Genomic DNA, 12455 nt, shown 5'->3' with positions numbered 1-12455 from the left:
TTTGTTCCGAATTTTCAATCTATACAGCATACTTTACCGAAAACGGTGGTTTTAATCTGCTCTATTACGGGCTAGAATTTGTAACATAATTTGTGGTCAGACCAGTATTGATTTACGAAGTGAGGAATTATTATGACAGCAGCGCAACGCTTGCTAACCGTTAATGGTGAACGAATTGCCTTTGTAGCAGGCTTAAGAACGCCATTTGCTAAGCAGGCAACAGATTTTCATGGGGTTCCGGCCGTCGATCTTGGAAAGATGGTGGTTCAGGAACTTGTCAATAAAACCGGCATTGAAGCTGAATGGGTTGAGCAACTGGTATTTGGACAAGTGGTCCAGATGCCTGAAGCTCCGAACATTGCGCGTGAAATTGTGCTTGGTACAAGTTTACCGGTGAAGACAGACGCTTATAGTATCTCCCGAGCTTGCGCTACCAGTTTTCAATCTGCGGTAAATATTGCTGAAGCTATGGTCGTTGGACATATCCGTGGTGGTATAGCTGGTGGTGCGGACTCGTCGTCTGTATTACCTATTGGCGTGAGCAAACGTCTGGCCAGAGCTTTGGTTGATTTGAACAAAGCGAAAACTCTGGGGCAGCGGTTGTCTATCCTGAAGCGTCTGGGCTTTAAAGATTTGTTACCCGTACCACCTGCTATTGCTGAATACAGTACCGACCTTAGTATGGGTGATACTGCGGAGCAAATGGCAAAAACGCATAATATTAGCCGCGCAGACCAGGATGAGCTAACGGTAAGGTCTCACCAAAAAGCTCATGCTGCCTGGGAGGCTGGCTGGTTAAGTGACGAAGTGATGACTGCTTACCCTGAGCCTTATAAAAAGCATTTAAGTCGCGATAATAATATTCGTGGCGAAAGTCAGGTCGATAAACTGGCTAAATTGAAACCGGTGTTTGATCGCAAGCATGGGTCAGTAACTGCCGCAAACAGCACACCTTTAACGGATGGTGCTTCAGCAGTCCTGATGATGACTGAAAGCCGGGCTAAAGAGCTTGGTTTACCAGTGTTGGGCTATTTACGCAGCTACGCTTTTGCCGCTTTGCAGGTTGAAGAAGATATGCTGATGGGACCGTCCTATTCAACACCGGTTGCGCTTGACCGTGCAGGCATGACGCTTAACGACTTGGATCTTATCGATATGCATGAAGCGTTCGCAGCGCAAACCTTGGCGAACATGAAAATGTTTGCGAGCGACAAGTTTGCGAAAGATAAGCTGGGTCGTGATAAAGCCATTGGTGAAATCGATATGGACAAATTTAACGTGCTGGGCGGCTCCATTGCTTATGGTCATCCATTTGCCGCCACCGGTACCAGAATGATCACGCAAACTTTGAATGAATTGCGCCGTCGCGGTGGAGGTGTTGGTTTAACGACAGCATGTGCCGCTGGTGGTTTAGGTGCAGCAATGATTGTGGAGACAGAATAATGAGTCAGGATAAAGCATTCACTATGGAAGTGAGGGACGACGGAGTTGCAGTAGTTACAATAGACGTCCCTGGTGAGTCAATGAATACCTTAAAAGACTCATTTGCAGAAGAAGTTGGTAGTTTGATGAATCGCTTAGAGAGCGATGATTCAGTGAAAGGCGTTGTGTTTATTAGTGGCAAGCCCGGCTCTTTTATTGCTGGCGCTGATATTAACATGATAGATGGCTGCGAAAACGCGGTCGATGCAGAGAGTCTGGCAAGAAAAGGGCAGGCTATGTTCGATCGTATTGAGCAGTTGAATGTACCTGTGGTTGCAGCAATCAACGGAGCTTGCTTAGGCGGCGGCCTCGAGTTAGCCATGGCATGTCATGTGCGAATTTGTACTGATAACAGCAAAACGGCGTTAGGTCTGCCTGAAGTCAAATTAGGCTTGCTGCCGGGCAGCGGTGGTACCCAGCGACTACCGGAACTGGTTGGTGTTCAGCAAGGACTGACCATGATACTGACCGGTAAGGAGCTGCGTGCTAAGCAGGCTAAAAAAGCTGGTCTGGTGGCGGAAGTTGTCCCACAAAGTATTCTTTTAGATGTGGCCGTAGAGCACGCGCTGAAGCGCAAGCCTAAGTCGACGAAGCCGCCGCTTAAAGGCATGAGTAAGGTATTAGAGGCCACTCGGTTTGGTCGTGACATTATCTTTAAAAAGGCTGGTGAGCAGGCTCAGAAGAAAGCTCACGGCAACTACCCGGCAATTGATAAGATCATTCAGACAGTTCGCGAAGGTGTTGAGCGCGGTCGTGAAGCCGGTTTAGACAAAGAAGCCCGTAGCTTTGGTGAGTTGGCAATGACACCGGAGTCTTATCAACTGCGTCAGATTTTCTTTGCTACAACAGAAATGAAGAAGGAAACCGGCGCAGACGGGGTTGAGCCTGATCCGGTAAAACGGGTTGGTGTCTTAGGCGGTGGTTTAATGGGTGGAGGTATTGCTTATGTCACCGCGGCTAAAGCGGGTATTCCGGCGCGCATAAAAGACATTAGCGAAGACGGAATTAGCAACGCTTTACACTACAGCTATGAGCGCCTGAACAAGAAGGTTAAGCGCCGTCATATGCGCCGTGCAGAGCTTGAAAAGACTATGTTGATGTTGAGTGGTTCACTTGACTATAGCGGGTTTGAGCGCACCGACGTGGTTATTGAAGCGGTTTTTGAAGATCTTAATCTGAAGCAAAAGATGGTTGCTGACGTGGAAGAGCACGCCGCTGAGTCGACTATTTTTGCAACCAACACCAGCTCGCTGCCTATTACCCAAATAGCCGCTACGGCGAAGCGCCCAGAGCAGGTAATTGGTCTTCACTATTTTTCTCCGGTGGATAAAATGCCATTGGCAGAAATTATTACGCACTCAGGTACATCGGATAAAACCATTGCCACTACAGTATCCCTGGCTAAAAAGCAGGGGAAAACACCTATTGTGGTAAAAGACGGTGCCGGGTTCTATGTTAACCGTATTCTGGCGCCATACATGAATGAAGCGGCGCGCCTGCTGTTAGCTGGCGAACCTATTGAGCACCTGGATAAAACCCTGGTGAAATTTGGTTTTCCGGTAGGCCCTATCACTTTACTTGATGAAGTGGGTATAGACGTTGCGGCAAAAGTGGCGCCAGTTTTGGTGAAAGAACTGGGCGATCGCTTTGAAGCCCCTGATGCTTTTGACAAGCTGATTGATGACGACCGCAAGGGTAAGAAGAATCAAAAAGGCTTTTATCAATACGGTAAGGGTGTGAAAGGTAAACCGGTGGATACGTCAGTTTATTCTTTACTGGATATTGACCCTAAACAAAGCAAATCAGCTGATGAAATTATTGATATTTGCTTGCTACCGATGCTGAATGAGGCGGCTTACTGCCTGCAGGAAGAGATCATCCGCAGTCCGCGTGACGGTGACATTGGTGCAATTTTTGGCATCGGGTTCCCACCTTTCCTGGGCGGCCCTTTCCGTTATATGGACAGTCAGGGTCTTGAAACAATAGTGAACAAGCTGGAGAAGCTAGCCTCGGAAAGAGGTGAGCGATACACCCCGGCACCTTTACTTAAACAGATGGTAGAGAACGGCTGGAGTTTTTATCAGTAACGGATAGAACCAAGCTGAGAATTATACCTGAGCAGCAATGTTGTTGTGCTGCTCAATAAATTCAATTAATGCGTCAGCCGGCATAGGCTTCGCATAATAAAAGCCTTGAATGTATTCGCATTTGAGGCTTTTTAATGTCTGCAACTGAGCTTTTGTTTCAACCCCTTCTGCAACCACTTTTAACCCCAGGTTATGTGCCATAGCGATGATAGAAGCAACCATATTACGGTCTTTGTCGTTAATAGTAATGTCATCGACAAAGGCCTTGTCCACCTTAAGGCTGTTCATTGGAAAACGCTTTAGGTAAGACAGCGACGAATAACCTGTTCCGAAGTCATCCAGTGCCAGTTTGACGCCCATATCGGATAAGTTTTCCATCATCGTAATTGCGCGTTCAGGGTCACTCATTACCATGCCTTCCGTGACTTCGAATTCAACATGACGAGGGTGTAAGTCTTCTTCTCGCAAAATTTGCTCAATTTGAAGCGCCAGACTGGACTGCATGAACTGACGAGCTGACAAATTGATTGCAATACTTTTTGGTGAGCCCGGGTAAGTCATGAACTTTTTCATATCACGGCAGGACTGACGTAAAACATCCTCGCCCAAAGGAATTATAAGCCCGGTTTCCTCAGCTAACGGAATAAACTCCGCTGGGTTAATCATAGAGCCGTCACTACTTTCAATGCGGGCCAGGGCCTCAAGGCCGGCAATGTGACCGGAACTGATTTCAATTTTAGGTTGGTAATACACTCGAATATTATTTGCTTTTAATGCCGCTCTCAGTTCATTCTCCAATTTCAGTCGTTTAACTGCGTTTTCGTTCATCGACTGACTGAAGAATTGGTAGCAGTTTCCGCCACGCTGCTTGGCGTGATACATGGCCATATCGGCTTTCTGTAAAAGCTCCTGTGACGTCTGGCCGTCGTGAGGGTAAAGAACAATACCAATTGAACTGCCGATGACAATTTCCTGATCCTGAATTAAATAAGGCTCTGCTACTTTAAGGTTTATTTGATTACCCAAATCGCCGATTAAATTAATATCGATACTGTCTTCAATAAGGAGGCCAAACTCATCACCGCCCAGACGGTAAAGGGTATCCTGTCTGCGGCCTATATCCATTAACCGTTCAGCAACCTGACATAAAAGCTCATCACCTATTTCATGGCCTAAAGAGTCGTTAATCTTTTTGAAATCATCCAGATCAAAGAGTAACAAGGTATGAGAGACTTTTTTCCGAACCAGATTAGAGTGGCTGACCTGGAAATACGAGCGGTTCGGTAACCCGGTCAAAGTGTCCGTATTAGAAAGACGACGCAGTTCATTCTCGGTATGACGCCTTTCAGAGATATCAGAGAAGCTCGCAACAATAAGGGATACCTCGCCGTTATCATCGCGAACGGCGTCCAGAGTAAGCTCCATCAGGAACTCACCACCATTCGCTTTTAAGTCGGTAACTTCACCACGCCATGTTCCATCTTTTATGACGGCACGCTTTATTTGATTCACAAAACTTTCAGGGTAGCAGGGTAACGTTAATACTTGCCCCAAGACTTGCTCACGCTGAAAACCACTAATACGTTCGAACGCGTTATTGACCTCGCGCTTACGGAAGAAGCGGTCAAAAATACAAATGCCGTCAGAAATATTGGTAATTGATGACGCCAGCATATTAATGCGCTCTTCGGAGCTAACCAGGTTGCTGATATCGCTTAAGGTGCCATACATGATTTTATTTTGACCGTCGCTCTGCAATCGCCCCCGGTCCATTACCCAAAGCCAACTTCCCTGATTATCCAGTCGGTATGTGCATTCAAATACCTCAGACTTTCTTTGTAGGTGATCATCGAGACTGTTTTGTAAGCGCTGTAGGTCCTCAGGGTGAATATTTGACTGACCGCCGGAAAAGCCAATTCGCTTCCCATCAATGGGGAAAGCAGGGCAACTTTGCCAAATATTCTGACGAACGAGTTCACCAGAATTTAAATTCCACTCCCAGCATTGATAGTTGCTGGACTGTAGCCCCTGTGCTTGCCTTTTGTATTGAGTAAGCGTTTGTTCTAATACTAACTGACGTTGACGACGGACTAACCAATAAATGACTAAGCCCATCAGAATGGCCGTTATATAAGCTCCCCAGGCAATAGGACTCTGCCAAAGCGGAGTCATTACGTTGAGTTGTTTAAAAGTGGAAGGAGACCAGTTGCTTCCGTCATAAGACGTCTGCACTTCAAACCTATGGCTACCCGAGGGAAGAGACGAAAGCTGTACAAAATCCTGACCTTGTTCGAGATACTGCCACGCAGTTTCGTCGCTGTTTAATTTGTACCGATAAGAAAGATACTCATTTGCTCTGGAAAATGGCAGGCTGAACTTATTTAAGTAGCTATTTTCATTTACTTTTTTGACATCAATATGTATCGGGTGTGGGAAAAGTGGACGGCTTTCGAGAATAAGTTGTTTACCAGAAACCTGACCAAATTCACCTATCTCTATTGCTTCTGTTTGCGTATGCAGCCACAGTGACTTGCCAAAATGAGTTAATCTGGCGGGTTGAGAAGACAGCTCAGCAACATTAAGTTGCTCCCAACTTTTCTCCAGGATGTCATACCGGTAAACGGCTTTAGTTTCAGTGGTCAGAACATACAAGTAGTTCGCAAAAAGCTCTATCTCTGCGACTTGAACGCTTGCGTTTGGATAATGATGAAGCTCAGAAATTTCCTTCTCCCGTGTGTCATAAAATAATACACCTAAATTAGTCGCCAGCCACCAGTTACCATTCTTGTCTTCGGTTGATGCCGTAACCTGCTGCATCAGTTTAGGTGAACCAATGTTCTCAGTTTTCGCTGTATGTCGGGAGGTATGTGCTAACGCAGAAGGAGCAAAGGGACTTTCTATCTGAAAAAGTCCTGAATGTCTGGATATAGAAAAAATGTCTCTCCGTGCAATTTGGGTGGTCTTTGTGGTGGGAATATCATGCAACTTAGTGAGCTTCTCATTAGACAGTTTGTAAAGCCCCTGCTTTGAGCTGAACAATATCCCATCACTGGCTGATAAACGCATACTAATGATATCGCTTAACTCACTGAGATAATTGGGGATTGGCTCTAAACGAAAATCGTCATTCAATATGACCAGACCAACGTTGGTTACCAACCAGAGTTGCTGCTGATAGCGCAACGCGGAGTATAGCTCGTTTCCGGGAATTTGTTCCGTTATAGGATTTTGCTTATTGAGGGAAAAGACTTCTCTGGAGAAGCCATCCCAAACGAATACACCGTCTTTTTCAGTACTTAACCAATACCAATGCTTGCCGGAATAGATGTAGTTAACCTGCTCAATGGGCTCAGCGTTATAAGTTAAGTTAAGCTGTTCAAACTTATTAGCCTGCGCATTATAGCGGTAAATAAAACGTTCTGTCGCAACCAGTAAACGACCATTTTTATCTTCCGATATCGAGCTGATATCTGACTGAGTCGCTGATTTATACCCGGGGAGTTTAAATACCTCTGGTGTAAAGGACTCTAATGACAGTCGAGCCAGTCCTTTCTCTGAGTTCAGCCAAAGAGACTCTGATTTATCAAAGAAAAGCTGTTTTATGCTAACCGAGAGCACATTCGTTGCAGGTTCATTGGTTGCTGAGTAATTATAAAATTGAGTGCCGTCAAAGCGGCTCAGCCCTTCCTCAGTTGCAATCCATAAGAACCCATTGGGGCCTTCAGCACTATCATAGATATGATTATCAGGTAAGCCGTCTGAAAAAGACCATTGTTTAACGGTAAGATCGTCAGGGACTTCTTGTGCAGAAACATTAGGGCTATAGCTTTGTAATAACAAAAAGCATAGCAAAAACGCAGAGCGTAATGTTCTGATAGAAAGAGTAAAGATCACGAGAAACCTAATGAGTGGCTACTTAAGTAGCTCTTTATTGTTAATATATCGTTAAGATAACGAGAGAGCAACTTACTGTCAAAGGCTATTCTACTCGCTCTAAGCTTAGGTTTGAAGTCTCAGTAGTTGCGTTTTGTCACTTAGACGCTCTTTTATTCTCTCGAGCCACTCGACTAACTGACAGTGCTCCAAGGCTGATAATAACTCCTGTTGACGGTTAAACTCAGTATCTGCAAGTTGAATTGCCCCCCAGAGTCTTTGGCTGCGCACGCGTAAATTTCGATCGATAGTTCGTATTTGTTGTCTCAGTACTGATTTTGCGTGATGCCATTCTTTTAACGTTAAATTATGGAGGACTTCCAGCTGTTGAGCGATAACCTCTTGCATTGCCTGGTAAATTTCATCGGCACTGTATTCGTGTGACTGTAAGAAAAAGAGAATACCGGGCAACCGTTGTACCGGGAAATACTGACTGCCTGCAACATAACCAAGTTGACGCTCTGTTCTTAGTTCCTGGAATACAGGCTGGTGAATCAGTTGCTGTAAAAGCATGAAACTGATTTGTTCCATTGATGTGTCATCTCTTCCCTGGTAGTAAAGAAGCAGGGCAGTATCTGAGTGCTCAGAAGGGACTAAGAGTTGCTGCGAAACAAAGTCCCGTATTCGCTTTATGGGAGCCCGCTTAATCGAAGCACTTCTCGAACTAGGTAAATTAGACTTAATAAGCTGCCCAAGCTGTAAAGCGTTCTCTCTCTTCCAGTCGCCGTGCGCAAACGCGGTAACATGAACAGGGGAGAATAACTTAGCGATTTCTACCGTAAATTGACGAAAAGAGACCGGCTCTAGCTCACAGGCTAAATCGTGCAGCCTGAACAAACCGAATTGCAGTTGCTGGTTGAGCTCAGCAAAGAGTTTATTCAAAGGTTGGTTCTGATGGGCGGAGTGCCAGTTACTTAAAAGGCTCTGCTTAAGATCGTGCCATCTGCGCCTTGCAAAACGCGTTTTTAAAGCGCGCTCAATAAGGTGCTGCATCAAAGGAATTTGCCCTGCCGACAAGCCCGTTGTATGAATGGTAATGCCGCTTTGGGTTGGGTATATATTAAAATGTAACCCTGCGACTTCTGCATCGTAAAGGTCATCATTTAAGGCGTCTATCATTAACTCGGACCATAAGCGGGCAATGGCAAAGTTAAAGGCCGAGTTGGTGACGGCCGGTAATTTTAATGAAAGATAAATATGCCCTTTAGGAACTCTGAAGTCACGATCCTGTAAGTGCCATAACTGGAGTTGAGGGCTATCTTCAATCAAGTTTGGTAGGGAACCACCGGCTTCCAGCTCTAATGGAGCAAATCGCGAGTTAAGGAAACGGTTAGGTTTGGGTAATCCGCAGCAAAAGTTTTCGGGCGTTGATGAAAACAGCTGGTGCTGAAGCTGACTAATTGCTTCTATGGCGTACTCTGTATTATAAATAGGTGCGACCCGATCAGTCTCAACATCAGGAGCAACTAAGGTAATACGGGCATTTTGTGCCGTCATTTCTTGCAATAACCGCTTTGCGTAGACGTGATTCAATCCGTCCATACGGTAATCACCGTAGAGCGCATCTTCCTGTCTATAATGAAAAGCGTTAACGGAGAGCTGATTAGCTAATTCGCCAACCGGAGTGGGCTCCTGATAAAGAAAGCTCATTTCCGTTGTTATACGGCGCTCTTCATAGCGCCAGTCAATAACACCTTCCGTTTCTATTTTTCGAATGTACGCAAAAATCCATTGCACTATATTACTGGCATTACGGCGGCCAGAGCTTGTCAGCTGTAAGTTAATATTAAAATCTTTAAAGTTGCTGCCGCTGATTCCGCCACCAGCAGACAGAGAGTTAACCCAGCCTTTTGAACGTAACGCATTAAACAGGCTTCCAGGACCTTCGTAACCCAATAAGTGAGCGATAAAACTGGTGGTCTTATGAGGGTAATCTTCGTCAATACTGGGTAAAGGCAAGGTCAGAATAAGCCGGTAGGCTACCTTGATAGGCTTTACTTTAATCCATACACCTTTCTGCTCATTAAGATAAAGAGGAGCTGTAATTGGCTCTTTGGGGCCGCTTTCCTGCTTAATATCAGAAAAGTATTGTTGCGCTAGCCGAGTTAGCTCATCAAGCGACTGCGGTCCGGCAATGACCAGACGCATTCTTTGAGCAACATAATGTTCGTTAAAAAAGGCTTTCAGTTTACTTTTTAAACTGCCGTGCTTGTCATTTTTGAGTGTATTAAGGTTACCTACGGAAAACTGGCTAAACGGATGTTCAGGGTTAGCCGTAACTTTATGAACCTGATAAAGACGACGGAGTTCATCATTTTGCTTTAAACGGAATTCAGACTCAATTGACTGAATTTCTTTATCTATCCAGTTATCGGACAGTAACGGCTCTTTCAACATTGAGGCAAAAAACTCTAACGAACGTGATAAGGCGTTAGCATTGCAGTCAAAATGAAAGTTAGAAAACTCAGTACCTGTCCAGGCGTTGTGCTGCCCACCATGCAAGTTGAGAAAGTGGCCAAAAGCAGAGGGCTCAGGGAAGGCTCGGCTGCCTAAAAATAGCATGTGTTCCAGAAAGTGGGATAACCCTTGAGTATGGTCTGGATCATCGAAGTGACCGGCGTTGACGGCGACAGAAGCCGCAGCTTTGGGGCTATCAGGACAATGAACCAACAACACCTTAAGTTGGTTGGACAGTGTCAGGTGTTGATAGTCTCGTTTGTCTCCAGAACTGCGGACAACACGGACGACCTCATCAGTGAGTGAAGAGTTCGCCATAATTCTCCCTGATATGAATTTTAAATCGAGTTATTGATCCAGTGGCTGCTCAAAGTTTTCTGGTTTATCAAAATCACCTTTAAAATCCTGCAGCTGCTTGTTGTTAAAGGTTAATACCAATTCTTTGCGGAAATCTTTGCCAGAATTTGGATCCATATTGTAGAGATATACCCAACGGTCAGAATCAAAACTGTTCTCAGCAACTGGGTTTCCTAATACGAAAATAACTTGTTCTTCGGTCATTCCTACGCGTAATTTATCGACATCTTCTTGCTCCAGATAATTTCCCTGAGGAATATCAATACGATAAACCACTTTATCGAGCAACGAACAGCCACTTAAGCCAATAATGGCAACGAGTAAAACTCCAAATCTTGACATGAAATACCTATTAAAATTAATCATAATTGATTGTATTGGCGTTGATGATAAACAATGACTTCATCGAACGCCAGCATAGAACGTATTTAACTGGCGAGTAACTCTTTAGCATTCGCTTTTGCCATGTCAGTCACTTTGTCGCCTCCGAGTAGCCGTGCCAATTCAATAACTCGCTGCTCATTTGATAATGCTGTAACCGCCGTCTCTGTCTCCGCACCATCTGTTGTCTTACTCACCTGTAGCTGGTGGTGAGCTTTTGCAGCAACCTGCGGTAAATGAGTGACGCAAATAACTTGTGACGTTTTCCCCAGCTTTTGAAGCATAGAGCCGACGATAGCTGCTGTAGGCCCGCTGACACCAACATCAACTTCATCAAACATCATGGTGGGTACCGTTTTCTGAGTCGCCGTCATGACCTGTATGGCAAGGCTTATTCTTGAAAGTTCACCACCAGAGGCGACTTTATTCAACGACTGTATTGGTTGCCCGGGGTTCGTTGTTACGAGAAAGTCGACCTGATCTGTACCTAAGCGAGTCGCCCGTGCGCTGGCATCATGCTCTACCTGAATGACGAAACGCCCGTGCGGCATATTAAGTTCATGCATAGACTGGCTGATTTTCTGGCTCAATTCTTTTGCCGCCTGTTCGCGACTATTGGACAGCTTCTGCGCGCTATCCCGATAGGTTTTACGGGCTTGCTGTCTTTCCTCATCAAGTTGCTCTGCGTGCTCGCCGGCTTGCTCCAGACTATTTAATTCAGAGATAAGCTTTTTGTGCTGCTGACTTAACTCTGCACCAGGTATTTGATGTTTTTTAGCAAGGTTAATAGCGGTACTTAAACGTTCTTCAACTATTTGGAGTTCGCCGGGGTCTAGCTCCAGGTCATCCTGATATTGCCTTAATTCCAGAGCCGCTTCTTCAATATGTACTTTGGCTTGTTGCAGTAACTGATTAATGGGGGTGAGTGCTGTGTCCATTTCTGCAGCTTCCTCAAGCCTTTGGCTTGCTGACTGAACTAAGCCGGCTGCATTATTATGTTCGCCTTCATAAAGTGCGTTTAAAGCAAATACGCCCGCCTCAAGCAAAACCTTACTGTTGCTCAAACGCTTGTGTTTTTGATCCAGTTCCTCAAACTCACCATCAGTCAGGGCAAACTCATTTAATTCATTGACTTGGTACTCAAGAAGCTGACGCTGAGCCTCCAGTTCTTCTTTTTGTTGTTGATAATGTTGATACTGTTTTTCGACAGAAGCCCAATTTCGATAATCTTCCTGGACTTTATCCAGCAAATGCTGATGACGAGCATAACTGTCCAACAGACTTAACTGGTGATCTTCTTTTAGTAACAGCTGGTGTTCGTGCTGCCCGTGTATGTTAACCAACAAGGGAGCCAGAGATTTTTGCTGACTTAAAGGAACTGGGGTTCCGTTTATCCAGGCCTTAGAGCGGCCATCGCGCTGAATAACCCGGCGTAATACGCAGTCTTCATCGGTATCAAATTCGTTGCTTATTAACCATTGGTATGCGGGACTGTCGGCTGCAAGTGTAAAAACGGCAGAGATTTCCGCTTTCTCTTGCCCCGGGCGGACCCAGTTTGCATCGGCTCTACTGCCCAGACATAGGCTTAGCGCATCTAAAGCTATTGATTTACCGGCACCCGTTTCGCCGGTGATGGCAGTCATGCCGTTATGAAATTCAATGTCTAAAGACTTAACGACGGCAAAGTTGCGAACAGTTAATTGCGATAACATAGCCTTCGCTCCAATACTGTTGATATGTACAGGTTATACAGTATTT

6 protein-coding genes are annotated in these 12455 nt (G+C 45.3%); 2 read left to right on the top strand and 4 right to left on the bottom strand.

What is annotated here, in order from left to right; genetic code table 11:
* Positions 1–132: 132 nt before the first annotated feature.
* A complete protein-coding gene (gene fadI, locus VBY75_RS04680) occupies positions 133–1443 on the top strand; it encodes an acetyl-CoA C-acyltransferase FadI (protein WP_416511264.1) in 1311 nt (436 codons plus the stop codon).
* On the top strand, positions 1443–3569 hold the full coding sequence (gene fadJ, locus VBY75_RS04675) for a fatty acid oxidation complex subunit alpha FadJ (RefSeq protein WP_416511262.1): 2127 nt from the start codon (positions 1443–1445) through the stop codon (positions 3567–3569). Before fadI ends, fadJ begins: the two co-directional genes overlap by 1 nt.
* A gap of 21 nt (positions 3570–3590) precedes the next feature.
* Here fadJ and VBY75_RS04670 read toward each other — a convergent pair whose 3' ends face one another.
* The 4 genes from VBY75_RS04670 to recN all read right to left on the bottom strand — a co-directional run bounded on the left by VBY75_RS04670 (position 3591) and on the right by recN (position 12409).
* Complete coding sequence (locus tag VBY75_RS04670; protein ID WP_416511260.1) at positions 3591–7463, bottom strand: EAL domain-containing protein; 3873 nt, start codon at positions 7461–7463, stop codon at positions 3591–3593.
* Positions 7464–7568: 105 nt separating this feature from the next.
* On the bottom strand, positions 7569–10277 hold the full coding sequence (locus VBY75_RS04665) for an insulinase family protein (RefSeq protein ID WP_416511258.1): 2709 nt from the start codon (positions 10275–10277) through the stop codon (positions 7569–7571).
* A 30-nt stretch (positions 10278–10307) separates the two neighbouring features.
* Positions 10308–10658 carry an outer membrane protein assembly factor BamE gene (locus VBY75_RS04660; RefSeq protein WP_199494416.1) on the bottom strand — a complete coding sequence of 117 codons (351 nt, stop codon included), beginning with the start codon at positions 10656–10658 and terminating at the stop codon, positions 10308–10310.
* Positions 10659–10744: 86 nt separating this feature from the next.
* The gene (gene recN / locus VBY75_RS04655; protein ID WP_224798018.1) at positions 10745–12409 is read right to left on the bottom strand and encodes a DNA repair protein RecN; all 1665 of its coding nucleotides are present in this window, start codon (positions 12407–12409) and stop codon (positions 10745–10747) included.
* Positions 12410–12455: the final 46 nt, after the last annotated feature.

Source organism: Idiomarina sp. HB (genome assembly GCF_048059115.1).
In the GTDB taxonomy this organism is placed as follows: Bacteria; Pseudomonadota; Gammaproteobacteria; order Enterobacterales; family Alteromonadaceae; genus Idiomarina; species Idiomarina abyssalis.
Note: the sequence above shows the minus strand (reverse complement) of the source record. Positions and strands in the feature narration are given on the sequence as shown.

Coding starts and splice junctions, on each gene's coding strand:
- fadI (WP_416511264.1), top strand. CDS start 133: ATGACAGCAGCGCAACGCTTGCTAACCGTTAATGGTGAACGAATTGCC.
- fadJ (WP_416511262.1), top strand. CDS start 1,443: ATGAGTCAGGATAAAGCATTCACTATGGAAGTGAGGGACGACGGAGTT.
- VBY75_RS04665 (WP_416511258.1), bottom strand. CDS start 10,277: ATGGCGAACTCTTCACTCACTGATGAGGTCGTCCGTGTTGTCCGCAGT.
- VBY75_RS04660 (WP_199494416.1), bottom strand. CDS start 10,658: ATGTCAAGATTTGGAGTTTTACTCGTTGCCATTATTGGCTTAAGTGGC.
- recN (WP_224798018.1), bottom strand. CDS start 12,409: ATGTTATCGCAATTAACTGTTCGCAACTTTGCCGTCGTTAAGTCTTTA.